This window comes from Microcoleus sp. PH2017_24_DOB_U_A (genome assembly GCF_020738205.1).
GTDB lineage: Bacteria > Cyanobacteriota > Cyanobacteriia > Cyanobacteriales > Microcoleaceae > Microcoleus.
In genome coordinates this window covers 1-26,730 of the sequence record NZ_JAEQCT010000058.1, presented here as the reverse complement: position 1 = coordinate 26,730, position 26,730 = coordinate 1, and the positions used below count along the sequence as shown (strand labels likewise).

The 26,730-nt window shown below is 48.0% G+C and carries 11 protein-coding genes; 5 read left to right on the top strand and 6 right to left on the bottom strand.

From position 1 onward, the window contains the following. Positions 1–191: 191 nt before the first annotated feature. Both JGK07_RS17310 and JGK07_RS17305 read right to left on the bottom strand, forming a co-directional pair. Positions 192–6,668 carry a PAS domain S-box protein gene (locus JGK07_RS17310; protein ID WP_293182954.1) on the bottom strand — a complete coding sequence of 2,159 codons (6,477 nt, stop codon included), beginning with the start codon at positions 6,666–6,668 and terminating at the stop codon, positions 192–194. A gap of 171 nt (positions 6,669–6,839) precedes the next feature. Beyond that, a complete protein-coding gene (locus JGK07_RS17305; RefSeq protein WP_293182952.1) occupies positions 6,840–7,013 on the bottom strand; it encodes a hypothetical protein in 174 nt (57 codons plus the stop codon). Positions 7,014–7,280: 267 nt separating this feature from the next. Between JGK07_RS17305 and ppsA the strand changes: the two genes are divergently transcribed. The 3 genes from ppsA (at position 7,281) to JGK07_RS17290 (ending at position 19,657) form a co-directional block, all read left to right on the top strand. Beyond that, entirely contained in the window at positions 7,281–9,758 is a 2,478-nt protein-coding gene (gene ppsA / locus JGK07_RS17300; RefSeq protein ID WP_293182950.1) for a phosphoenolpyruvate synthase, read from the top strand. Positions 9,759–10,120: 362 nt separating this feature from the next. Next, the gene (locus tag JGK07_RS17295) at positions 10,121–10,441 is read left to right on the top strand and encodes a DUF6464 family protein (protein ID WP_293197680.1); all 321 of its coding nucleotides are present in this window, start codon (positions 10,121–10,123) and stop codon (positions 10,439–10,441) included. Positions 10,442–11,884: 1,443 nt separating this feature from the next. Beyond that, the gene (locus JGK07_RS17290; RefSeq protein WP_293242553.1) at positions 11,885–19,657 is read left to right on the top strand and encodes a DUF4347 domain-containing protein; all 7,773 of its coding nucleotides are present in this window, start codon (positions 11,885–11,887) and stop codon (positions 19,655–19,657) included. A gap of 389 nt (positions 19,658–20,046) precedes the next feature. Here the strand turns inward: JGK07_RS17290 and JGK07_RS17285 are convergent, their stop codons facing one another. Together JGK07_RS17285 and JGK07_RS17280 are read right to left on the bottom strand one after the other, a co-directional pair. Further along, complete coding sequence (locus JGK07_RS17285) at positions 20,047–22,983, bottom strand: CHAT domain-containing protein (RefSeq protein ID WP_293242550.1); 2,937 nt, start codon at positions 22,981–22,983, stop codon at positions 20,047–20,049. Then, on the bottom strand, positions 22,983–23,351 hold the full coding sequence (locus tag JGK07_RS17280) for a 4a-hydroxytetrahydrobiopterin dehydratase (RefSeq protein WP_293182960.1): 369 nt from the start codon (positions 23,349–23,351) through the stop codon (positions 22,983–22,985). The genes JGK07_RS17285 and JGK07_RS17280 overlap by 1 nt, the downstream gene beginning before the upstream one ends. Between JGK07_RS17280 and JGK07_RS17275 the strand changes: the two genes are divergently transcribed. Then, positions 23,351–23,500: a hypothetical protein gene (locus JGK07_RS17275; protein WP_293182962.1), complete on the top strand. Its 150-nt coding sequence runs from the start codon at positions 23,351–23,353 to the stop codon at positions 23,498–23,500. The two genes, JGK07_RS17280 and JGK07_RS17275, sit on opposite strands and share 1 nt — an antisense overlap. Before the next feature lie 688 nt (positions 23,501–24,188). Here the strand turns inward: JGK07_RS17275 and JGK07_RS17270 are convergent. After that, positions 24,189–24,743: an NUDIX hydrolase gene (locus JGK07_RS17270; protein WP_293191997.1), complete on the bottom strand. Its 555-nt coding sequence runs from the start codon at positions 24,741–24,743 to the stop codon at positions 24,189–24,191. A 416-nt stretch (positions 24,744–25,159) separates the two neighbouring features. Here JGK07_RS17270 and JGK07_RS17265 point away from each other — a divergent pair, with 416 nt between their 5' ends. Further along, entirely contained in the window at positions 25,160–25,942 is a 783-nt protein-coding gene (locus JGK07_RS17265) for an AMIN domain-containing protein (protein ID WP_293191995.1), read from the top strand. A gap of 53 nt (positions 25,943–25,995) precedes the next feature. Here JGK07_RS17265 and JGK07_RS17260 read toward each other — a convergent pair whose 3' ends face one another. Next, entirely contained in the window at positions 25,996–26,592 is a 597-nt protein-coding gene (locus JGK07_RS17260) for a DUF3172 domain-containing protein (RefSeq protein ID WP_293182938.1), read from the bottom strand. Positions 26,593–26,730: the final 138 nt, after the last annotated feature.

Genomic DNA, 26,730 nt, shown 5'->3' with positions numbered 1-26,730 from the left:
CCTAAATCCCCCGGATAGTCGGGGGACTTTTAGAAGAATCCTGTCCCCCCCTTTGTAGGGGCGGTGCCCCCGTGCCTGCCCTCTTGGCTAAGGGGGGATCGGGTTTAATCCAAGCGTATTGCGTTATTGACAATCACGATCGGGGCGTGAGATTTAACTGATTTTAATTTATCGGTTGGCTACCCTCAATTTTAGGGCAAATGTTGCTTCAAAAAATCTCGAATTTGCCTGAGCTGAAATCCTTTAGCAAGTTGGCGAACGTGCTGAACAAAAGGGACTAATGTCGGGTCAGAATTTTCTAGTTTAGCAGTTTCCTCCAGGATAGCTTCAATATCGCCCATAGCAGCCAATCTTAACAAGACAAAGACTGACTCTGAACCAGGAGACACTATTGTTGAGTCAGCAATCGCAATCTCCGATAATGCTTTGGGAGTTTGAGCTTTGCGTTTTTTGGTTTCCGATCCCTCTTCGTAAATCCATTCTAGTCTCAAATGCAGGCGCAATAATTCTAAAAGGTCGTTAGTTTGAATCGGTTTGGTGACAAAATTATCGCAACCTGCAAGTATGCTTTTTTGCCTGGTAGTCTCGTAAACGCTAGCGGACAAAGCAAGGATAACCGCATCTTTTAATTCCGGCAACTGTCGCAGCCGCCTGGTGGCTTCCCAGCCGTCCATTACTGGCATCAGCAAGTCCATTAAAATTAGATCCGGTAGAAATTCCTGTGCTTTGTGCAAACAGTCTGCGCCGTCTATGGCTTCTGCAATTTCAAAGCCCAAACGAGAAAGCAGTCTGTGCAGCATGGCACGATTTACTTCGTGATCGTCTACGATCAGGACTTTCCGGTGGCTGCCTCTAAAACCGATAAGCCGGCGTTTTTCTTGGGTGGAGGGGGTTTCAGAATATTCGGCGACTGCGGGCAAGTCTATATCCAACCAAAATATGCTACCTTTGCCGGGGGTACTTTGGACGTGAATGTCGCTGCCCATTATTTTGACTAATTTTTGGCTGATGGAAAGTCCTAGTCCGGTACCTTCGACGAAATTGTTACGATCGCCTACTTGATGAAAAGGCAAAAATATTTCTTCTAGTTTATTCTGCCGGATGCCGATGCCGGTATCTTCGATTTGAAAGCGAATTTTAGCGGTTGGGGCCCGATCGCCAGTAGTTGTGGCGATCGCTTCGGGCGCTTCTGTGGTTTCCCGCAGGGCGATCGACTTTTTCGGATTGTCTAAATTCGCAGTCCAATTGATTGTTTGAGTAGAAACTTCGGCTGTCAAACTCGAATTTGTGCAGTGGGTTTGAGGATAATTTTCTGCGTAACCGACTTTGAATGTCACGCCACCGCTCACCGTAAACTTAACCGCATTGCTGAGCAAATTAATCAAAACTTGGCGCAATCTGATTTCATCAACAAAAACGTAGTCTGGCAGCGCCGACACCTGCTCGTAATTAAACGCAATTCCTTTTTGATGCGAGCGCATCTGGAACAGATCGACAATACTTTTAACAAAGCTGGGAAAATGCAGATTTGTCGGTGACAGTTCCATTTTACTAGCTTCGATTTTCGAGAGGTCTAAAACATCATTAATCAGGGTTAGCAGGTGGTTGCCACACTGGTGAACGTTGTTGAGACTTTCCTGTTGCTCCGCAGTTAAATTCTTATCCGGTTTGAGCAGTTGAATGTATCCTAAAATCCCGTTCAAAGGCGTCCGCAATTCGTGGCTCATGTTGGCGAGAAAGTCGCTTTTAGCGCGGTTGGCGGTTTCGGCGGCTTCTTTGGCTAATTGCAGGGCGGCTTCTGCTTGTTTGCGATCGGCTATTTCGGTTTGTGCTTGTTCAAATAGGGTCGATTGCTGAATGGCGATCGCCAACTGCACGCCCAATTGTTTCAGGCACTCTGCCTCCAATTTTTGCCAGGAATGCGGGGCCGTGCAGTGGTGGGCTATCAACAGCCCCCACAAGTTTTCGCCTTGCAAAATCGGCACTACCAGACTCGCTCTCACCTGGAGGCGAGTCAACAAACTCAAGTAACAGTCGGCGATGCCGGCATTGTAAACATCTTCTGTGGCTCTAATTCGGCCATCTAGGTAAAGAGGAACGTAGGCTTCTCCAAAACAGGGATCGTAAATTTCCATTCCTATAATTGATCGGGTATTTTCGCCAACCGATTCGACTGCGACAAACCCGCTCCAATCAGGATTGAATTGGTAAATTACAGTTCTATCTACTTGCAAAAACTGGCGGACTTCTTCGACTGCTTTGGTGAGAATTTGTTCTAAATTAAGAGAAGAGCGAATGCGTTCCAGCATGGCTACTGCCAACTGTTCCCGCTTTAATTGCTGGCGCAAAAATGCTTCTGATTCTTTGCGTCTTGTGATATCTGTAATCACGGCAATTAACCCGACCGAATGGTCATTTATGTCTTTAATGCTATCGGCTCGCACCAGAGCGGTAACAGCTTCATCACTCTTGGTTCGCAGGGCAACTTCGCCGCACCAAGAGCGACCTTTGCGAATGTTTTTATAGATTTTTTTGTAACTTTTAGGCCGGATGTAAAGCGCGGCGCGATCGCCTAGCTCGTTGAGTTCTTCCACTGTGTAGCCGTAACGCTGAATGAAGGCTTGATTGTGGTAAATAGACCGCCCTTTCAAGTCAGCGATCGCGATCGCGTCGCTGGTACTTTCCACAGCTTGAGTGACCCGCAGCAAAGCTAATTCTGCTGCTTTGCGATCGCTGATATCGGTCATCGAACCCACCATCCGCAGGGGGTTTCCGGCTTCGTCCCAGACTGCTTGAGCGCGGGCGAGCACCCACTTGTAGCTGCCGTCTTTGCACTGCAAGCGGTATTCGGCGGCGTAATTGGGGGTTTGGCGATCGAGATAATCTTGGATTGTGGCTTGCACTCGATCGCGATCGTCTGGATGGATGCGATCGATCCATTCGCTGTTGCTGCTGTCGATTTCGCCGTCTGCGTAACCGATAATTTCTTGCCAGCGGGCAGATCGAAAAGCTTCATCTGTTTGAAGATTCAAGTCCCAAATTCCGTCTTGATTGCCTTTAAGAACTAACTGCCAGCGTTCTTCACTTTTACGCAATTCTTCTTCGGCTTGTTTGCGCTGAATGTGAGAACCCAACTGAGTCGCTACCGCATTGACCAATTCTACTATACGCGGTTCCATAATTGATGGATCGCGCTTGCAGAACAGTAAAATTGCCAGCACCTCTGAATTGGCGCGAATCGGCACTCCGAAACAAGCTTTCAATCCGGCTGCTGCCGCCATTTGCGATCGGGCAAAAAATGCATTATTGACTACAGAAACATCTTCAATCCATTCTACCTTTCTGGTTGACCAAATCCGTCCCGGCACTCCCAATCCCGGCGCGAACCTAATTTTCTTACTTTCCTGGCCAAACCTATCTAAATCGCGATCGCTAGCATACCAAGTTTCGCTGTGTTCCAAAACAGTACCATTAGCAACGGGTATCCAAGCTTCAGCAAAATTCCAGCCGATCGCAGTGCACAGCAACCGGAGGATATCAGGGAGAGCGCTGTGAAAATCTACCGACTTACTAATGGCTTGAGTTGCTGCCAGCAACAGCTTAATTTCATCTTCTGCTTGCTTGCTTTCTGTAATATCAGTTCCCGTGCCGAGAATTTGTTTTAACTGGCCCTCTGCTGTTTTTGCAAATACAGTATCTCGGCTGACAATCCAGCGCCAAGAACCATCCTTGTGCCGGATGCGGTACTCAATTTCAAAGATCTCTCCTTCTGTACCCGTTGCGACTTGCTGTAAATAATCAGGCATTTTGATGGCATCTTCCGGGTGCATTAAAGTTAACATCAACGGCCCCATTGCCTGAATCTCATCTACTGTATAGCCAATAATCTGAGAGATAGAAGCATTCGCATAAATATTTTTTTGTTCTATCAAGTCGTAAACATACAAAATATTAGGACTTGCCTCAGCAATGCGATCGCCGAACCGCTTGCTATCTTGCAAATCTGCTTCTGCTTTCTTTCTCGCAGTAATATCGCGAACAATGCAAATTATTTCGCCCTCCGGCAAAATTGTCAGCGAGACTTCTTGAGGGAATTGAGAGCCATCGCGGCGGCAGCCTACTGCTTCTGTGCTGCAATAACCTTGGTGCGCTAAAGTCGGCATAATTTCCCGCTCAAACCTTGCGAGTTCTGCACCTTCATAAAATATTTTCCAACTTTTGCCCAATATTTCTTCGAGGGCATTGTAACCGTAGATTTTGAGTTTAGCTGCGTTGGCATAAATCACATCTCCGCTGGCATTGACAATACCTATGCCTTCGGAAGCGGCTGCCATTGCTGCTGCTTGTCGCTGGAGTTTTGACTCAAAACGTTTGCGGCTGGTGATATCCCGGACGATCGCAATAATTTCGTCATCGGTGCAGAAGACTATTCTCGCTTCAAAATCGCACAGTACATCCTGAATTGGCAGTTGATATTCTACAACTTGAATCTCGCCGGTCTCGATCGCTTGTTGATTGCCGGACAATATTTTTTCAGCAAAAGCAGCAGGCAAGATGTCTTGTGCTTTTTGACCAATAAATATGTTTTCCGGTACCAGGGTTTGGATATCTTTTGCGGGTTTGAAGTCTACAAAAGTGCCGTCGGCGCGACAGCGAAATATCATGTCGGGTATCGCGTTTAAAAGAGCGCGATTAGTGGCTTCACTTTTACGCAATTCAGCTTCAGCTTGCTTGCTCAATGTAATATCTCTGGCAACTGCATAAATTAAACTTTCTTCAGCAAAAGGTGATGCCGTCCACGACAGCCATTTATAAGTACCATCTGGGCAAATACAGCGGTTTTCTAAGTTAATAACGGGGTGAGAATTTTGAAGTTTTTCTAATTCAGCTATAGTTATTTCTCTGTCTTCTGGATGCACGAATTCTATAAAAGGTTTGGCTAGAAGTTCGTCTCGGCTGTAACCTAATACATTTGACCAAGCAGGGTTTAAGCGTTTGAAATAGCCGTCAAAACCTGCAATGCAAAGTAAATCTAGCGAAATGCTAAAGAAGCGATCGCGCTCTTGTTGTGTTTGTTTTAATTCGGTGACATCGATCACCAAACCATCCCAAACTATATCGCCGTTGGCCTGCTTGGAGGGCTTAGCCGCGCCTTGCAGCCATTTCACTCGTTCTCCCGTAACTTGCCGCCACTGGTGGTGCCAAGATTCCTGACTCGCCGCTGAAGTTGCGATCGATCGATGCAAGTCTGAGATGTCATCGGTGTGAACTGTAGCAAAAGCCAAGCTGGCATTTTCTTCTATTTCTTCAGGTCTTAAATTGTAGAGCTGCCAACTCCCAGAAGAAACATAAGTAAAAGATGTTTTGCCATCCACATAAAGCCTGTATTGATAAATCATTCCCGGCACGTTAGCGCTGATTATTTGAAATCGATCTTCGCTCTCCTGCAATGCTATTTGCTGGCGCTTGTATTCGGTCACATCTCGCATGATTCCGACCAACATTTTAGTGCCGTTAGCTTTATTAAAAACTGTTTTTTTGGTAGATATAATGCGTTCTTGACCTGCGCTATCTGTAAAAGTCTCTTCCGTTTGTTTGGGAATACTTCTTTGCAATACTTGCTGGTCTTGTTGCTCAAAAACTTTGGCTTGTGCTGCGCCCAAAAACTCGTATCCCGACGTACCTATAAGTTCCGATCGCCCTTTTCCCATCAATTCGCAAAAAGCATCGTTTAGTACAACCCACCTATGTTGCTCGTCTTTGACAAAAATTGGGTCAGGAGTAGCATTAATCGTGTGATTTAAAAACTCTTCTGATGCTTTTACTTCGGCTTCGTAGCGATAGCGGTCGCTCACGTCCAAAATTACTTTAATCATCCGGTCGATCGAGCCGTCGCGGCCCCGGATGCAGCGCAGGGAAACCCGAGTATAAACTATTTTTCCATCTTTTTTGCGCCATCTTTTGTCTAAAATATAGCCTTCGCTCTCCCCGGCAAAAATTTTATTTAACTGCTCTAAACTAGCCTGCCAGTCTTCAGGATAGCCCCACTGTTCCCAATTTCCGTGCAAAAGTTCTTGGCGCTCGTATCCCAGCAAATTGCACAAAGCATCGTTAACTTCCAACCACTGGCATTGTGTGGGTTCTGAGAGGGAAACTGGAGGAGCAATAATCGCAATTCCGACGAGGGAATTTTCGACTACGGAGCGATATTTTGCTTCACTTTTTTGCAAAGCTTCTTGGTTGTGCTGCCGCTCAACTGCGTAGCGGAGCGATCGCATTAACACTTCGCTGTCGATTTTTCGCTTGACTAGATAATCCTGAGCTCCTGCTTGGATTGACTGCACGGCGAGTTCTTCATCGTTGTGCGCCGTCAGTACGACGATCGGAGTATTGAGGCTGTATTCTTGTATGTTAACAATTGTACTTATGTCTTGGCTGTCGGGCAGCGAAAGGTCAAGTAAAATCACATCAAAATGTTCGCCGAGCAAAATTTGCTGCGCTTTGCTGAGACGGTCTGTACAGCTTACTGACAGCCTTTGGGTTTCGGCTCGGCTGACATTTGTTTCTAATAACAATTCTTCGATTAGATCGGCTTCGGCTTGATTGTCTTCGACCAGGAGAACTTTAAAGCCGTTTCGCTTGGCGGTTGGGCTCAAAACTGATATCATATACCTTGTTAATTATCGTAAGGCAGTCGAGCTAATTATTATAGCATATAAATAATTGAATGCCAAAATAACGCTGGTAAAAAATAAAATTGCTTGCGTCCAAAAACTACAATGTTCTACATCGACTGTGTTTTTGCTCTAAGTAGGTCAACCCAATCAGAGGTAAAATTTTTACGGTTTTGAGAATCTGGGTTGGTGGAGGAAACAAAACTGCTCGGTGTTGTGTTTTGTGGGCGATCGCCGCGATCGAATCGCTTCACCGTCAACAGTCAACACAATTTGAGCGGTATCCCCGCACCGCTGCGCGATCGGCGCCAATAAATCCGTGGAAATTATGTCTGACATTGACATTTTTACAATTTTTTTTATGATAGCTTACCTAAACTCCCCGCTGCCATTTCTTTACTTTTTGCAATTAAATAAATCTTCCCCAGGGGTCTTGCCATTTAGCAAAAAAGTTATAAGATAGAAATAGAGGCAATTAAAAACTAGGCCGGATACAGACGCGAAAAAAATCTGAGCTTTTGGGCAACAAAACTACATTTAAAAATTGACACTCCTTTGTTTACTGTCCTTTAACCGAACTGGTCTGAATGTGAGAGGAAAAAAGCAATGCTAGACAAATTAGCAATTCAAGAAAAACAAGTTTTAATTCCCAAAGAAAAAGCCTTAATATTGTGGTTTGATGAAGTCGGGATAGCCGACATCCCATTAGTAGGGGGTAAAAATGCTTCATTGGGGGAAATGATTCAACAGTTAACCCCCAAAGGAGTCAGCGTCCCCAATGGATTTGCAACTACAGCATACGCTTATCGGTACTTCATCGAGTCGGCGGGTTTAGAAGCAAAATTGCGCGAAATTTTTGCCGATTTAGACGTAGAAAATCTCCAGAACCTCCGCATCAAAGGGAAGCAAGCGCGGGCGTTAATTCTCGATACACCGTTTCCGCGAGACTTGCAAGTGGCGATCGCAGATGCTTACGATCGACTGTGCGATCGCTACGGCGACAGTACAGACGTAGCAGTCCGTTCGTCCGCCACCGCCGAAGACTTACCAGACGCCAGTTTCGCCGGACAGCAAGAAACCTACCTCAACGTCCACGGTTGCACCAGCGTCCTCCAATGCTGCCACAAATGCTTCGCCTCCACCTTCACCGACAGAGCGATTTCTTACCGCCAACAACGAGGTTTCGACCACTTTGAAGTCGCCTTATCCGTCGGCGTGCAGAAAATGGTGCGATCGGACTTAGCATCCTCCGGCGTCATGTTCAGCATCGACACCGAAACCGGTTTCAAAAATGCCGCCCTAATCACCGCCGCCTACGGATTAGGAGAAAACATCGTTCAAGGAGCAGTAAATCCCGACGAATACCTAGTTTTTAAACCCACATTAAAACAAGATTTCCGCCCAATTCTCGACAAACGCCTCGGCACCAAAGACATCAAAATGGTGTACGATCTCGGCGGTTCCAAATACACCAAAAACCTCTCGGTAGCCCCAGCAGAACGCGGCAAATACGCCCTTAACGATGAAGAAATTCTGCAACTAGCACGTTGGGCCGTACAGATAGAAGAACACTACTCTCAAGTCCGCGGCACCTACACGCCGATGGACATCGAGTGGGCAAAAGACGGCAATACAGGCGAACTATTCATCGTCCAAGCGCGGCCGGAAACAGTACAATCACAAAAATCTGCTACAGTTTTACGCAACTACAAATTGCAAGGTTCCAGCGCAGTTTTGGCAACAGGGCGTGCCGTTGGTGAAGCTATCGGACAAGGTAAAGCCCGCGTAATTTTAGACGTTCACCAAATCGCTGACTTTGAAGCAGGGGAAGTTCTTGTTACCAACAAAACTGACCCGGATTGGGAACCGATCATGAAAAAAGCCAGCGCGATTGTCACCAATTCCGGCGGCCGTACTTGCCATGCTGCGATCATTGCCCGGGAAATGGGAATCCCCGCCATTGTCGGCACCGGCGACGGTACTAAAGTCTTGCAAAACAATCAAGAAATTACTGTTTCTTGTTCCGAAGGAGACGAAGGCAAAGTTTATTCCGGTTTAGTTCCTTTTGAAATTCAAGAAATTGCGATCGACAATTTGCCCCGCACCCGCACTCAAATTTTAATGAATGTCGGAAACCCAGAAGAAGCTTTTGGTTTGTCAGCAATTCCTTGCGATGGCGTAGGGTTAGCGCGGCTAGAATTCATCATCGCCAACCACATCAAAGCGCATCCCTTGGCACTGATTCACTTTGACGAATTGACCGACACATCAGTCAAGCGCCAAATTGCCAAACTCACAGCACTTTACAAACACAAACCCGATTTCTTTACCGACAAATTAGCCTGCGGAATTGCCACCATCGCCGCCGCATTTTATCCCAATCCAGTCATCGTGCGGATGAGCGATTTCAAGAGCAACGAATATGCTAATCTGCTGGGAGGGCGGCAGTTTGAACCGAAGGAAGAAAACCCGATGATCGGGTGGCGCGGCGCTTCTCGTTATTATGACCCGAATTACCGCGAAGCTTATGCTTTGGAATGCAAGGCATTAAAGCGAGTGCGCGACGAAATGGGCTTGACAAATGTGATTCCGATGATTCCGTTTTGTCGCACGCCGGAGGAAGGGCGCAAAGTGTTGGCCGAGATGGCGAAACACGGTTTAGTCAAGGGTGCAAATGGCTTGCAGGTGTACGTGATGTGCGAATTGCCCAGCAATGTCATATTTGCTGACGAATTTGCCCAGGTTTTTGACGGATTCTCGATCGGCTCCAACGACTTAACTCAGCTAACATTAGGATTAGACCGGGATTCTGCCTTAGTCGCCCACATCTTTGACGAACGCAATGAAGCTGTGAAGCGGATGGTGGAAATTGCCATTAAAGCCGCCAAGAAGTACGATCGCAAGATAGGTATTTGCGGCCAAGCGCCCAGCGATTATCCTGAGTTTGCTCGCTTCTTGGTTGAGTTGGGAATTGATTCGATTAGTTTGAATCCCGATTCGGTTTTGAAGACTTTGTTGGATGTTGCTAAGGTGGAGGCTTCGAGTGCGGTGATGGATTTAGCGGCGCAGGTTGCTAAAGTTTAAGGGAGTATCTCAGTTTTGAATTTTTTCATTTATAGTGCTGTCCCCGCTCGCGTATTATACAATACGCGAGCGGGGACAGCACTCAAATAAAAAAATTCTTTTTACAAACATGAGATGCTCCCAAGTGTAACCCCTCTCCCGTTCGTAGCGAGGAATGCAAGTCCTCTGATTTAGAAAGGACTTGCATTCCTCACTACGAACCTATCCACAACAACCCTTACCAGCAAACGGTTAACGCACGGGCGGCATAGTTTGAGATTTCACTGGGAACTTTCCTGATTTAAAACCGTCTGTTACCCGATGATTTTAGCTTCGGGATTATGTAAATAAAAAACAAGATTATTCACAAAAGCTCTGAAAATGTGTTTACAGTTCTCCTGATTATTGTCATAGGTTTGGCTCCGTCGCTGGTGTCTTTGTGGGTGATGCGCTCTGCCGAGAGGCAAGTCAGCGAGAGAATTGCAGCGGCCAGGCGGGCGGTAGCAAATAGACCCCTGCCTGCTCAACTAGCAATGGGCGATCGCACTTACGTACAAGGCCTCGGCTATCCGATCGGCGATATCACTTGCGAGTATAACGCTCGCTCTAATTACATTCGCTGTGCTGTGAATCCTTCTGGGCCCTGTCAAGATTGTCGGTACTATCAAGCCAGAACTCTTGACGTTCGCGCCCAAAAGATATAGGTTGTATTGGGGTTGTTGTATGCGAATATTTGCTGAGGTAGTAATCCATCAGTTAATATGTACTTACGTGGAAGGGTTGTTGTTGAAGCTTTTTGGGGACTAGCCGCGCCCAAACTAAGTAATTAAAATCTAATCGAGCAGTATTGCTGGGTTAAATTGGCCCTAACTAGCGGATGACGATCGGTGTTTTTCTAGTTGATGACTTGCGCTCAGAAACCAGATTTAGATTGTAAATCTTGGTTGGGCTGCAAAAAATCTAGGAATAAATCGGGTTTCTACTCTCTTGGGCGTAACTGGGGGAGACCCAGGAAAATCGCAAGTAGCTTACCAGCAAATCTGTAAATCGATTTCTCCAAAACATCATGAAAAATTCAGCACTAACAATTGTCTCCAGCATTTACCTTAAACAGAAATCCGCTCGAAGACTCTAAGTTGAAATTTTGAGAAGTTGCTTGTGGGTAACAATATTCTATTTTTGGCGATCGCAGATGAACGCAGTCTCAAACCTGGATTGTTGTCACTAACTAGACTGCAAGTCATAAATTTTTAATCCGCCTCGTCGATACAGGGTATGCCGATTTCAATTAAATTACACCGCCCAAAAACAATGCAGACAAGCCCCCGACTCAAGTCGCGAGCAGCCCAAAATTTTAGACTTTAGACTAAAGTTCAAGCTCCCAGATTCATCTGGCCAGGAAATCTAAAATCTAAAATCTAAAATTGACTGACATAGATGGGAAACTGCCACCCTAATTTCGTTCATCCAACCAAGTGTTAGCTTTCAGAAATGGTAAATTTTTTCTGCCCATAAAGTGTATTAGACGATCGACAGAAAACCTCATCAAGTAATTTTTTGAGGCTCGCTGTTATTGTCTGCTGCGGGAGGTAAGATATCTCCTTGTTAAAGATACACCCGCTCACAGAAAGCCGAAGGCAAAATATCACCCGATAGATAGATTATTACCATTAAAACTGTCCTGTCTCAGCCCTCGCGCAGGCGATACAGCACTTTTGCTGGTTAATGAAGTAAAAAAAGTGATTTCGCTCCGAAACCGTCTGTTTGTCAGGGTTATGACGTGTTTCAGAAGTCTAATCGGCCGACATCAAATCGGCTGTATTTCCAATGCTATCCAATAGCAAGATAGCAGAAATTTATGCTGATGAAAATCGGCATATTACTCTTTTTAACAGAATACGGTTGAGTTAAGATCGATCGCCCTAACCTCCATTTAAAAAAAAGGGGGATACAAGAAATTCTCTTTCGTCCCCGCAACGATTCGGGGGATGGGAGGAATCTCCGGGGAAGAAACAGCACTAACTGAACCTTATTGCTTTCTAAAAGTCAAACAACAGAGCAACTCAGTCTCAATTAAGCCTTGTTAAGAGGTGATAATTATTACCTCTTAATGGGTATATTGTATACAATCAGCAAGGTATCAGACAATGAAAAGCATTGGCAACAAACCAATTTTCCTGAGTCAACAAAAAACAGTTGACACCACAAGCATTGGCAGGAAAAATTCCCGAACTACCGCAACTTATCCTCAGGAAAAACAAATAAAACAAGTAAAATCAGACTGGTCTTTCCTGTCTCCAAAAATTGGTGGTGGCGCGGAAATTGAACACCTAGAGAGAGAATTTTTGCGATCGCCCGATTCGGTGGGCCCCCGGAATGTAAAAAATATACTGTTCATCGATGCCAGAGTAGAGAATAGCGACAGCTTGGCAAGAGGAGCAACAGCGGATACAGAGGTATTTTTACTGGACTCGATCGCGGATGGAGTCGATCGAATTACTAGAATTCTTGCTAATTACAGCGATTTAGACAGCCTTCAAATAGTTGCTCACGGTCAAGAAGCCAGAGTACAACTGGGGTCAGTAGAACTGTGCAGCGACAACTTAGAAACCTACAGCCATTTGTTGCAGCAGTGGGGAAACTCCCTCAGCGAGAGAGGAAATATCTTATTATTGGCTTGCCGGGGAGCAGCCGGGGAAAGCGGCCGGGCCTTCGTGCGGCGACTCAGTGAAATTACGGGTAGAGAGATTGCAGCTTCCACAGGCTTGGTAGGGAGTGCGGCGCTCGGTGGCGATTGGGAATTAGAATTTGCGACAGGAGAAATAAGGGCCAGGATTGCCCTTGAGCAAAAGGTGCTGGAGGCATACAGCGGAGTCCTCGGTACCTTAGTCAACGAAACATTTAGGAACGCCACAGTCAGGGGGCCTTGGCTCTACCGAGGACAAGACGGCAGGGTATTCGACCCCAGCTCAGTCTTTGAAGCCAACAGGCAAAGGATTCCCGGTATCACCGGAGGAAGTTCATCTGGGATACTTCCCGGTTTGGGTGGCGATGTACCACCCTCTGGGGCTTTGCAATTGACGACCAACGGTGTGGGACTGCCAGCCTTTGTTCTCTACGACAACCCCATACCCTCCACAGAGGGTCTGAAAATTACCTTCGATTTCTTTGCTTACAACGGCACTACTCTCCAAGGCCCAAACGGTTTTATCAGCCCGCAGCCAGGGGACGGCATTAGCTTCTTCCTGATTGACGGGTCAGCTAGCCCTACAGCAGCAGGAGGCTTTGGTGGTTCTCTGGGGTATGCCAACAACACCAATGGCAGCCAACCCGGATTGGTGGGAGGTTATTTGGGCATTGGACTCGATGAGTTTGGGAATTTTTCTAATGATACGGAAGGACGTGTTGGTGGAGCAGTAAATGGTACCATTCCTGGTTCAACTCTCGAAGGCTACAGACCTGATTCCATCACTCTCAGGGGTCGTCAAGCAGATAGTTATCGATTTTTAACAAACGCGATCGCCCCTTTAGGTATCGACAATATCCCCAAAAGTATTGACTTTTTAGATGCTGGGGGTACTTATGACTTCGACAATACTGTCACTACCAGTCGAGATGCAGCGAAAAGAAGCATTCAAATTACCCTAGCCCCCTCAAATTCAGCAACGCCCAACAGGCTCACCATTGCCCTAGACCTGAATAACGACGGCTTGTTCACCGGCGCGGGTGAAACTCTGATCGATATCCCCAATCTAGCAACTGCAAACGGAGCGATACCGCCTAATTTCAAATTTGGTTTTGCCAGTTCGACGGGAGTTGCAAGCAACTTCCACGAAATTCGCAACCTCGCAATCGAGACTGTCAATCCTACTCCCACCATCTCTGCTGATGTGGCCACCATCAAAAGTGGCCCGCAGTTCATCAAAACAGGTGCTGGCAGTATTACCTACACCATCACTACTACTAACAAGGGGACATCGCCGGCTGAACAAGTTTTGGTTCAAGACGAATTGCCTCCGGAACTCGTTCCTGTCGGCGGAGCCAATCCCATTCGCCAGATCAGTGGGGGTGGCCTTTACTCAAGCACGACGCGGAACGTCACCTGGCCGAAAATTCCCGTTCTCGGTGTCAATCAAAGCGTCACCTACACCTTGTCAGTTGCTTTACCCCCAAGTCTAAATCCTGGCAGCAGCTTAACCAACACCGCATTCAGCAGTGCCAGCACTTTCGACCCCGATCTCAGCAACAACGACGGTTCAACGTTCATAGGCCAACAACAGACTACTATTTCCCCTACTGTTGCCGATCTCGTTACTACCAAAAGCGGCCCCGTCACTTCTGTGGCCGGGTCAACGATTACCTATACCCTGACCACAGCCAACCTGGGGCCAGACCCGGCTCTCAACGCGACTATCACTGACAGCATTGTTCCCGGTTTGACTGGAGTCAGCGCATCGGACAATGGCACTTACAATCCGGCTACAGGGATTGTCACCTTCCCGGTGCTGACATCCCTAGCCATCAGTACAACAGTTAACCGCACCGTCAGTTTCGTTGCTCCACCGACCCTTACTTCAATCAGCAACACGGCTCGCAGCAGCTCGGAGACACCCGACCCCTTTCCCCGCACCAACGACGGCAGTACCACCAATAAAGACGGCACTCCCACGAATTCCACTGTTGTCACGACTATTACGCCCAGCGCTGATGTGGTAACAATTAAGAGCGGGCCGACGGGTGCGCTGCCTGGAACCCCTGTCAGCTACAGAATTACGACAGTCAATAACGGGCCGAGCCAAGCAGAAGCCGTCACGATCGCTGACAGCATCATTCCGGGCTTGACGGGAGTCACGGCATCGGACGGTGGCACCTATAACGCAGTTACGGGGATTGTCAGCTTCCCTGCTGTTGCGATCGCCAGTGGCATTACAGTCAATCGGACGATCGGCTTTGTGCCCCCAGTCGCCCTCCCCTCAATCAAAAACACGGCAACAAGCTCCTCGGCGACTCCCGACCCCACCCCAGGAAACAACAACGGCACAAACCCTGAGTCCAGTGTCAGCACTACGCTCGGAGCTATTGCCGATGTTGTTACCACCAAAAGTGGGCCCACAGCTACTACGGCCGGTCGCACAATCAGCTACACGATCGCCACAGCCAACATCGGCCCGAGTCAGGCAGATGGCGTCACGATTACTGACAGCATCGTTCCCGGCTTGACGGGAGTCACGGCATCCGACGGCGGTACGTACAACCCAGTTACCGGGATTGTTACATTCCCTGGGATTGCACTCGCCAGTGGCGCATCAGTCAATCGGACGATCGGCTTTGTCGCCCCAGGTACCCTGACCTCAATCAGAAATACGGCTCGGAGCTCCTCGACGACTCCCGACCCGATCGGCACCAACAACGACGGCAGCACCACCAATCAAGACGGCACTCCCACCAACTCATCTGTTGCCACCAGCATCACGCCCAGCGCTGATGTGGTAACAACCAAAAGCGGCTCGACGCTCGCCATTCCCGGTGCTACAGTCAGCTACACGATCGCCACAGCCAACAACGGCCCGAGTCCGGCAGAAGGCGTCACGATTACTGACAGCATCATTCCCGGCTTGACGGGAATCACGGTATCCGACGGCGGCACCTACAACGCGGCTACAGGGATTGTCACTTTCCCGGGTATTTCGATCGCCAGTGGCGTATCAGTCACTCGGACGATCGGCTTTATCGCCCCAACAACCCTGACTAGCGTCAAAAACACGGCAAAAAGCACCTCGACGACTCCAGACCCAGCCCCTGGTAACAACGACGGCACAAGTCCGAATGCCACTGTCAGCACTTCGATCGGTGCTGTGGCCGATGTGGTAACTAGGAAAAGTGGGCCCGCGAGCGCCAATCCTGGAACCACAGTCAGCTACACAATTAGCACGGCCAACAACGGCCCGAGTCAGGCAGAAGGCGTCACGATTACTGACAGCATCATTCCCGGCTTGACGGGAGTCACGGCATCGGACGGCGGCACCTACAACGCAGCTACGGGGGTTGTCAGCTTTCCTGCTATTGCGATCGCCAATGGCATTACAGTCAATCGGACGATCGGCTTTGTCGCCCCAACAACCCTGACTAGCGTCAAAAACACGGCAAAAAGCACCTCGACGACTCTTGACCCCACCCCGGGAAACAACGACGGTTCCGATCCTACTGCCACTGTCAGCACTACCCTCGGTGCTGTTGCCGATGTCGCAACAACCAAAAGCGGGCAGACGATCGCCACTGCTGGAACCACAGTCACCTACACAATTAGCACAGCCAACAAGGGCCCGAGTCCCGCAGAAGGCGTCACAATTACTGACAGCATCATTCCCGGCTTGACAGGAGTCACGGCATCCGACGGCGGGGTTTACAACCCAACCACAGGGATTGTCACCTTTCCTGCGATTGCGATCGCCAATAACCTTACAGTCACTCGGACGATCGGCTTTGTCGCCCCAGCTACCCTGACTAGCGTCAAAAACACGGCTCGGAGCAGCTCAGTCACTTCTGACCCCACCCCGGGAAACAACGACGGTTCCGATCCTAATGCCACGGTGACCACCACTGTCAGCACGACACCGCGCCGCAACATCCCCCCTACAGCAGAAAACGATAACGTCACTCTGGGGCGTAACAGCGCTGCCAGGCTCGCGAACTTGGGAGGAACAGACACAGACGGCACTGTGGTTTCCTTCACGATCGACACTTTGCCTCCAACAAATGAAGGCGTCCTATTTTTGGGCGACCCAGCTAACGGTGGAGTAGCGGTTACAGCCGGTCAAGTCCTGACGCCGGCTCAAATCAAGCAGTTGTTCTTCCGATCCACAGGCACTTTTACAGGGGCAAACTTTACCTACAGCAGCACGGACGATCGAGGAGATCGGAGTCTCGCAGCTACCGTTGCCCTAATTCCGCCGCAGTTCAAGGAACCGCCGGTACCAGTCAATACCAACTCTCCTGTGGCGCCGAACGCCACCATCAACCTCACGGGGCTGATAGCAAACGACCCGGATAGCCCGATCGCTTCTTACAAGATCGACACTCTGCCCCCGGCAGACCAAGGCGTCCTATTTTTGGGCGATCCGGCTAACGGCGGAGTGGCAATTACACCAGGTCAAGTCCTCACCCCAACGCAAATCAACCAACTATTCTTCCGGGCCACAGGCGCGTTCAGAGGGGCCAGCTTTACCTACAGCGCGACAGACACCACCGGGTTGCCCAGTCCGGCCCCCGCTACTGCCTCCCTGTTCCCGCCTCCGGTTAACCTACCCCCGGTTGCTAACAACGCCAGCGTCAGCTTGCTGCCCGGTAGCGCTATCAATATCCCCGGACTCGGAGGATCAGACGACGGCACTGTGGTTTCCTTCAAAATTGAGACTCTGCCGCCAACTAATGAAGGTGTGCTGTTCTTGGGCGATCCGGCCAACGGGGGAGTACGAGTTACAGCCGGTCAAGTCCTGACACCAGCTCAAATTACTCAGTTGTTCTTCCAGGCGGGCACCGATTTTAAAGGGGCAAACTTCACCTACAGTGCCACCGACAACCTCGGCGCTACCAGCCCGGCCGTTGCTACTGTCTCCGCACTGCCGATCGTACTTAACCAACCGCCGGTACCATTGAATGCCAATACCTCGGCGGCCCCCAGCAGCACGATTACCGTGCCCGGACTAGCAGGCCGAGACCCCGATCCGGGCGATACGATCGCCTCCTTCGACATCAAAACCCTGCCACCAATAGCTCAAGGTCGTCTGTTCTTAGGCGATCCAGCCAGCGGCGGAGTTCCAATTACGATCGGTCAGATCCTGACGCCTGCTTCGATTAACCAATTGTTCTTCCAGGCATCGGGCAACTTCACCGGTACTACCTTTACCTACGGCGTCACAGACAGCCGCAGCCTAGGCAGTCCCACTGCGGCAACTATCTCAATTTTGACCGCACCCGTCCCGCCCACACCCACACCGCCCACACCCACGCCAATTCGGCAACCGACGCCCACACCTACCCCGATACTGGTACCCACGCCCACACCAGTACCCACGCCCACACCAGACATCCCGCAGCCACCGACACCGACACCCACACCAACACCCCCGCCTATTTTCGGGCCAGTACCCGAACCTGATACGGGCTGCGATTGCACCCCCTTACCCCTGCTGCCTCCGATTACATTTATCCAACCGCAGGCAGGGCAAATACTCAACTTCGACTCTAACGCCGTAGAACTCACCGACATCCAAAACACGATCCTCGGCACTCCCGGAGACGACTATTTAGGCGGGAACGACACTAACGAACTGTTTCTTGCCGAAGCTGGGAACGACATAGTTTTAGGTGAAGACGGCGCTGATATTGTCTTCGGAGACCAAGGGGCAGACTTCATCGCTGCCGATAAGGGCAATGACATCGTTTACGCGGGCAAAGAAAATGATGTGGTGTTTGGAGGGAAACAAAACGATCGCATTTTTGGCGATCGCGGTGCGGACTTATTGTCGGGCGATCGCGGTGACGATACGATCGTCGGCGACAACGGCAACAACATCGACTTGACTGGTAACGAGGCCGATCTGATTTTCGGTGGCGAAGGAAGCGACGCAATTGCTGGCAATCAAGGCAACGACATCATTTTCGCCGGCAAAAGCCCAGACATCGCCTACGGGGGCAAAGAGGACGACGCGATCTTCGGCGATAAGGGCCGTGATACCCTCTACGGCGACAGCGGGAACGATTCCCTGTTCGGTGGCGTCCTCAACTCCCTAGATAGCGACCCAGACGGGCAAGATTTGCTGTTTGGAGGCAATGGCAATGACTTACTATTCGGCCAAGAAGGCGACGATACTTTGCTCGGTGGCAACGGCCGGGATTTGGCCTATGGAGGCAAAGGGGGCGATCGCATTTTTGGCGAAATTGCTTCCGACACACTCTACGGCAATCAAGGTTCTGATACCCTCGTCGGCGACTACGGTACTGCTGTTGGCACCACAATTGCTACTGATGAAGGCGACTTAATTTTCGGCAACGATAGCGGCGACATCATCGGCGGCGGCAGCGGTAACGACAGCATTTTTGCCGGCAAAGGCAATGACTTAGTTTACGGCGGCAAAGACAATGACCTGATTTGGGGCGAACTCGGTTCCGACACCCTTGTCGGCGACGAGGGAGAGGATTCGCTTTACGGCGGCTTGCAAAACGAATTCGTCAGCGACGCTAACGGCCGCGATTTGCTGTTTGGGGGCAACGGTAACGACTATCTCAACGGCGGTGAGAGTTCCGACTCTCTCGGCGGCGGTTTTGGTAACGATACTCTTCGCGGCGGCAAGGATGACGATTTGATGCACGGAGATGCCGGCGATGACTTGATGTACGGCGATGGCGGCAGCGATATTATGTGTGGCGATGATGGCAACGATACCATGTATGGCGATCGCGACGATAACCAGGATGTCTCGGTGGGTGCTAATGGCCAGCAAGAGTGCATGAGTGGCGGCAACGGCGAGGACTTGTTATATGGCAATGAAGGCCAAGATACTCTCAACGGCGATGACGGTAACGACACTCTCTACGGAGGGACAGATAACGACATTCTCAACGGCGGTTCTGGCGATGACTGGCTGTTTGGCGGTGCGGGCGAGGATACTTTAATTGGAGGTACTGGGAGCGATCGTTTTGTGTTAGATAGCAACAGCGGTATCGATACTGTCCTTAATTTTGAAGTAGGAATCGACAAGTTTTCTTTAGCTGGTGGCTTGAGTTTTGCTCAGTTGCAAATTAACTCGACGGCGAACGGAAGTGTCCTGCAAATAGCCTCTACTGGGCAGGTTGTAGCTAATATTTTCGGAGCCAGTAATGCTATTACTGCTCTGGATTTTGTGACTTTTTCCCAGTAAACAGCAGCGCGCATTTAATGCGCCCAATTTGACCTAATATTGAGAAACCCGGTTTGCGAACAAACCGGGTTTCTCAATATTTAATTCGAGATTTGAGATTGGATATCAAATCCGGTAGCATCGGAATTATTACCCAAAGCCAGGACACGGCACTGCCGTGTCCCTACAATTAATCACGGTAGGGACACGGCACTGCCGTGTCCTCTATATGATTCCGGTGCAACCGGAATTGATATCATATCAATTCCGGTTGTATCGGAATAATTTAACCGCAGAGAACGCAGAGGGCGCGGAGGCAGAGAATAGAGAGATGAATGATTCCGATGCTGACGGAATTGATATGAGATTTAAGATTTCACAATCCTCCATCTAATTTAATTTCACATCGATTACCAAGGACTACCAATCATTGTAAAAGCAGACCAAAAATAGGGATGAGTGAGATTTTGTGCAGCGAAGCTATCTTCCCCTAATGAGTTCCCGTTCCCCGTAGGGGTTCCCGAAGGGTAGGGTAGGGAATCGCCATTACCTGCCATTTCTCGGATGGCTTGCTGGCTATTTTGCCCTCCCCGTTTGGCTGCAACAAAAGGGCCCCACAAGACTCCATTTTCGATCCGAACTTGACCTTGGATCATAGCAATTTGCGCTGCTCTGAGAGCTTCAGCTTTGATCGGAGCTGTTTTTAATTGATGGTAAAACTCGCTCATCAATGCTAACGTACCTTCATCAGAAACATACCACAAACTCGCTAAAGCCGACTTAACTCCTGCTTGAAATGCCAAGCCAGCAAAACCCATTTCCGTTGTCTCATCTCCGAGTGCTGTGCGGCAAGCTGATAGTACCAATAACTCCACAGGTGGATTGTTCCACCCCAAATTTCTGAGTTGATCTAATTGCAGTTTTCCATCCCACAGTTGAATAAAAGAGTTGCTCGCTGCTCCCGGTTTAAACTCGCCGTGAGTTGCTAAATGAATTATTTGATAAGGATTTCTACTGCGTTGGAATTTCAGGTTGTTCAGGGTAAATTGTTCGTTCAAGAAAGATTTCCCCTGCCACAAATCTACAATAGTAGATAGTTCTATTGGCACTGCTGGTAGGGGATCTAACCGATCGAATTGAGCGGCTCCCATTGCTAAAACAGAGGCATTTTGTAGCGATACATAGCGGGTATCGGTAAGTGAAATAGCTGGTATTAGACTGAGAGAATATTTTTCGACCAGGAATTGTTTGCCGTCATAAAGAGCAGATAAGGGGAGACTCCGCAAACCGGTATCCAGTGAAAATAACAGCGTATTGATATTTTGTTCCTGCAAGTCTGTTTCTAAAGGTGCAATCAGCAAACTATAAAGTTTTTGAGCGGATGCTTTGTAGCTGGTGGTGTTCAGATTCCCAGGATTCAAGATTTCTGCGCGGAATTCCGTTGCTAGTTTGATGATCCTCTCCCGATTGGCTTCCGGTACAGTTTTTCTAATCGCCGAACCTTCGGGAGAGAACAGTAATAATTCTACTCGATCGCTAAATAAGTTAATATAAATAATTGCCGATTTCTTGCCTGTTTGCGAGGCAACTTTGAGCAAAGTTTCGCGGATATTTTCAGCGCCGAGATTGGGATTGGTAAAGCCATTCCCAAAATAATCAGCATATTTCTCAGCTCGGTTTCCATCTAAAGATAGCATGGAATTGATGTTAGCAATTGCCTGCATATTTGCCGGAGGATTCGCTACACCACTGGGAATATTCGGGACGCCAGGGGGCAGATTCTGCCCGAGGCGGGCCCGCATTTGAGTTATATTGGGCGCAGCGGACATCGGGGGATTCCCGGGAAGATTGCGAGCATCAATTACCTGAATGTTGGGAGCCAGTGTTGGAGCTTTGTTAGGATTAATCTGTTGGTTGATAATAAAATTTGGCTGGCTACTGGTAAAAATGGAAGTGCGATCGATATTCCCATTTGTCGGCAGGTTATTAATAATCGGGCGCGCAGACAACAGCTCCATATTATTCATCATTGGCACTGACAAACCTCTAGGAATAAGCTGTTGATTTATAGGAAAATTTGGCTGGATATTGGGTGCCAGAGCATTTTGCAGATTGTTACCCTGTTTCACAATTTGAGCGGCTAAATAGGGAGGAACCTGAATATTATTAGGAAGATAATTTAAATTACCCGTATTCGGTTGTGGGGACATCACAACATTAGTATTATTAGGAGTGACATTGAGATTTGCGGTATTAAGCTGTGGAGGCATATCGTCCTTATTGTCATTAACAGGCGGATTGGGATTGCTCGTATTAGTAGTTTGTGGAGCGCTGGCGCCATTATTAGTATTAGCAGCCGGATTGGGATTGTTGGTATTACTAGGTTGTGGAGATGTTTGAGCTGTCCCGCTGTTATTTTGTCTTAAATTATTAGGAGGGAGAGTTTGCGAGGCAGATCTGGTTAATTGAACGCTACCGTCACTATTAACAGCAACATCTGAAGCATTATTAACTTTTTCACCCTTACCTGTCAGCAATTCGGGAAGAGTTGCAGATGAGTTTTCGCTGGATGTATTGGGATTTTCCCCTTGAGAATTCAATGCTTGGCTGCTGACTTCTATACTGAGCAAATATCCTGGTTGGCTGATACGGACAACACTTGGGCTTGTTACTGAAAGGATGTTAATTGTACCTCCCAGTGCTGTAACTTGACCTGTATTTGTAACCCTGCCACCGAGTAAAGTTATATTTTCCCCTGGTTTTACCGCCAAGTTGCCGCGATTCACAATGCTGGCAGGTGTCACATCCGAAAATACAAAACTGCTGGGATTTCCTGTTAAATTCAGATAGTTGTTAGAACCGATCGCGTTCAAAAAATTATTGCCAAACCCCATGCTATTAGCAGTGGTAGCAGTAAAGGATGCGGGTACATTTAACTGAGAATTACTGCCAAAAATAATACCCGCTGGATTGATTAAAAACAAATTGGAATTGCCACCGCTAACTTGGATCGAGCCATTAATTATAGACGGTTCTCCGCCAACAACTCGCCCTAAAATATTTTGGATGTTAGGATTGGAAATAAAATTCGCTGTTTGATTTTTGTTCAAGCCAAACCGTTGGAAACTCTGGAAAAGATTAACCCCATCTCCCGATAGTTTACCACCGCTAATATCGATTCGATTTCCTTGAGGGACGATGGTAGTACCGGTGCCGTCATTCGCGGGGATAACCGATTGCCCGAAAGCAGCCGTTTCCCCGAGGAATAAGCAAAATGATAAAATTAAAAACAGCTTTTTTGCTTGACTTTTTGCTTGATTGTTGGCGATTTGGTACAGTAAAATCATTATCCAGAACCTTCCACTACTAAACAAACATTTCCGGGCATCCAGTCGCTGACTAATTTAGAGATTGTCTCGGCTAGATCGAAGTCTTGTTGTGTCAGCGCCTCTGCATCGTGAGTTGTGAGACTTATCGTGACGCGGTTGTAAGCAATAGCAATATCGGGATGGTGGCCAGCTTTTTCTGAGGGGGAAATCAGACAATTTACAAAACTGACAGCTTCGACAAAATTTTTAAATTCGTGGGTATATTTAATAGTTTTACCTTCTCTAGTCCAATTAGGCAAATTTTGCAAGCGCTGAGAAACTTCCTTTTCGCTTAAGGGTTTGAGTTTGCTATTTTCATAATTTTGTGCTACGAATTTAGAGGATATTGAGCGATAAGCGGGTGCAACCTGTTCGGCTGTTGGCGGGATTCTATCAGACGAAGCAAGAAGCAAGAAAGACGAAGCAAGAAGGAAGAGGCAAGAAGGAAGAGGCAAGAGGAAAGAAGGAATCAGGAAGTTTAGCAATGATTTTGTAATCGATGTCAGTGATTGAAGGAAGATGCAAGAAGCCAAAAAGACGAAGGAAGAGGTAATCAGGAATCAGGAAGTTCGGCAACGGATTTTGTAATCGATGTCAGTGATTGAAGGAAGATGCAAGAGGGAATAAGTAGGCTGCGTCGCTACAAGAATTCTGGCTATTTACAATTATGGCATAGCGGCGCACCTTACTAGGATACTCTCTCGGAAATGACGATCGCAACTAATGACTGCTGACTAATGACTAACAGACATCTTCAATAACTCTCAATATCTTTCCCCGCTTGGTTTCTGGCGGTTGGTGCTTTAAGGGATCGATCGCCAGAAACCAACGCTTCAATACTACAAACCGTTTTTTAAGTAACCGGACACAATTAATTGCACAATCAAAGGCCAGAAATTACTAATTTACAAGCTTGGCGAGCGATCGTAGTGTAATTAATTTTATCATTAATAAATAAAGGTACGTAGTTGGGCTTGAGCCTCCTTTATCTATACGTCTAAAGAGGGCTGAAGCCCAACTACGTACCTATCTCTCTCTCCCCATAATAAAACTACCATGCTTCGATCGGGGGATGCGAGGGGATCTCTTGAAATTTCTTATTCAAAGCGTATTGCAAAAACAATCTTAGTGAGAAAGGCAAGTCCGCATCCAAGAGAGGACTAAAGTCCTCACTACAAACCCAACTAATGTTTGTTTAAAAAATCTAATCCTAAAAAAATAGCTGCGATGCTTCCAGCTACACAAATTTCTCGATTGGTTATTTTCAACAAAACTTCTGAAATGGGTACTAAAACTACTTCAATATCTTCTGTAATATCCAATTTAATTTGGCTGGCAAGCTTGACATTTTTACCAAGGTATAAGTAAATAGAATTAGTGTCTTTTACGGGATTGTCGTATAAAACTGCTAGTTCCAAAATTTCTTCAGCAACATATCCGGTTTCTTCAGCCAGTTCTCGGGCGGCAGCAGCTTTGCCACTTTCTTCGGCAGGATTGAAACTCCCAGCCGGGAGTTCGAGTAAAATTTCGCCGACGCCATGCCTGTATTGACGCACACATACAAGTTCTTGCTGTTCTGTTACCGCAAATATTAGGGCGATATTGGGTCGGACATTAATAAAAAAGTCGTCGATAATTTGTCCGCTTGGCAATTCTATTTCATCTTGCCTGACTTGACACCACTTGTGGTTAAGCACCAAGCGCGATCGCAGTAATTTCCATTTAGTTAAATTTTTCATATTATTGAATTATTCATAAAACGCGCACGACTAATCCTTCTTCGGCTGCTTGTGGCGTACCTTACCCTAGTTGAAGGGTCAGGAAAAGAACAGAAGGATGAATGCGTATCTGCTGGCATCCGGCATCAGGCAGAAAGTGTTAATATCAAATCCGTTAACATCGTCCTGTATTTATCTCTCTCTTCCCTTTCTCTGTGTTCTCTGCGTTCTCTGCGGTTAAATCATTCCGATCCAACCGGAAACGATATAACTTCCAATTTTTCAATTACCCATTAATGCTAAAATTTCAGCGTTAAGCTACCCTTGCGGTTAGTTGTACTGCCGATCGCACCTATCCCGATCGCAAATCGCCCGCAACACCTCTACCAAAAAAAATTATCCTCAAAGCTAGTTAAAATCTCAACTTTTACACAGCCATGCAATACAAAAAATTACCACCGAAATTTTGGACAGACTTACACAAACTAACACCTAAGTGTCTGGTACCCTCATTTTTAGGCTCTGTGTCGATCGCCCTGAGCATAGCAGCAACCACCACAGTTGCGACACTCCAAATCGCACAGCAACCAGCCAATGCTTCTACAGTCACGAGTTGGCGGTTCGATCCAGCTACAAATCAGCTAGAAATTACTCTCCCAGAGGGCAAAACTCCCACCTATTCCCTACTCAACCCGTCTCAAATTGCTGTGGATTTGCCCAATACTCCGATCGCCGTTGATGCAACTCAACTATACCCGCAAGGCAATGTGCGTTCCGTGGCGATAATTCAACTGCCATCAGGAAACGCGAGAATTTTGGTAAATTTGGCTCCCGGAGTAGCTTTCAACGGTGAACAAATTAAATTTCAAAGAGTCGGGGTAGAAAATCGCTGGGTGTTGCGTCCCTCGATCGAGCCTGCTTCCTATCAAGCAACTCTCGAAACGCAAGCACCGCCTGCAATCCCAGTACCACCTAATCCGCAGTCAGCCGATTCTAACTCAACTCCTGCCAAAGCGTCTGTCCAACCTGCCTCGGCTGAGGTTATAACTTACGAGCAAAACTCTTCGGGGATGTCAACTCCAAACGACCAAATCCGACCGATAAATGTGCCTTTGGTCAGGGTTCCGGTTAACAGACGGCAGGGGGTAAGTTCTGCCCCTGTACGCCGTCCTGCTGCTTCCTGGGAGCGGATTATCGATTTTGGTCAACCGCTTCGCTAATACTCGCTTGGAGTCGATCGCACCTATGTTATTCGATCGTCCGATCCTCACAGTTAGAAATTTTGACCTTCACTGGGTGGAGCGATCGAACCCGGTTGGTTGAGGAACAGGTTTTTAGCGCCGTCGTTTTGGTAAATACAGTTAATGTCAGGTTGACCTTCCAGGGCGCCGGTGAAGCCAAAGGTGTTCATGCGATTTTTACACTCGCGCACTTGCTCTTGGTTGATCAGTTTTCTTTGTTCGAGAATTGCCCAGTTATTGGTTCGCAGGACGCATCCGGGACGCATACTCGGCTGGGAGATGTAGACGTTGAAGGGGTTAAGGGTGACGAAGAGGCGCATATCTGTCACCATTGCGCTGGCTCCAAACTGTACGCAAAGTTCGGGGTTCGGGGCGCTGCGATCGATAAATTCCCGGGATGCTACGTTTTGTGGGCTAATTGTAGCTGTGGAACTGAAGGCAATGCCGATCCCAATTCCCAGAATAAAAACGGCTGTTAAAATCCCTAGGGTGGCGGAATTGAGGAAAGAGGGTTTGCCAGACTGAGGTTGTCGTCGCGACGATCCGCCAAATGAGCCGGAGTCTTCATCTCCCCGGAATGGGTCGCCGAATCTGTCTCTGTCGTTGTAGGAGTTAGGTTTGCGTTTCATATAAAGTTCAGTCCGTTCTGGGGATTTAACAGTTGACACACCTCTGCCTAAAGGCGAGAGGATTCTTGCTTCAGTGGGATTCCGACGAATTTACCCTCGGCAAGCATCTTGACCGTATGCCCTACGGCTGCAAGTCCT

Excerpts from the sequence above, each read along its gene's own strand:
- JGK07_RS17310 (WP_293182954.1), bottom strand. The coding sequence starts at position 6,668 with ATGATATCAGTTTTGAGCCCAACCGCCAAGCGAAACGGCTTTAAAGTT.
- JGK07_RS17305 (WP_293182952.1), bottom strand. The coding sequence starts at position 7,013 with ATGTCAGACATAATTTCCACGGATTTATTGGCGCCGATCGCGCAGCGG.
- ppsA (WP_293182950.1), top strand. The coding sequence starts at position 7,281 with ATGCTAGACAAATTAGCAATTCAAGAAAAACAAGTTTTAATTCCCAAA.
- JGK07_RS17290 (WP_293242553.1), top strand. The coding sequence starts at position 11,885 with ATGAAAAGCATTGGCAACAAACCAATTTTCCTGAGTCAACAAAAAACA.
- JGK07_RS17285 (WP_293242550.1), bottom strand. The coding sequence starts at position 22,983 with ATGATTTTACTGTACCAAATCGCCAACAATCAAGCAAAAAGTCAAGCA.
- JGK07_RS17270 (WP_293191997.1), bottom strand. The coding sequence starts at position 24,743 with ATGAAAAATTTAACTAAATGGAAATTACTGCGATCGCGCTTGGTGCTT.
- JGK07_RS17265 (WP_293191995.1), top strand. The coding sequence starts at position 25,160 with ATGCAATACAAAAAATTACCACCGAAATTTTGGACAGACTTACACAAA.
- JGK07_RS17260 (WP_293182938.1), bottom strand. The coding sequence starts at position 26,592 with ATGAAACGCAAACCTAACTCCTACAACGACAGAGACAGATTCGGCGAC.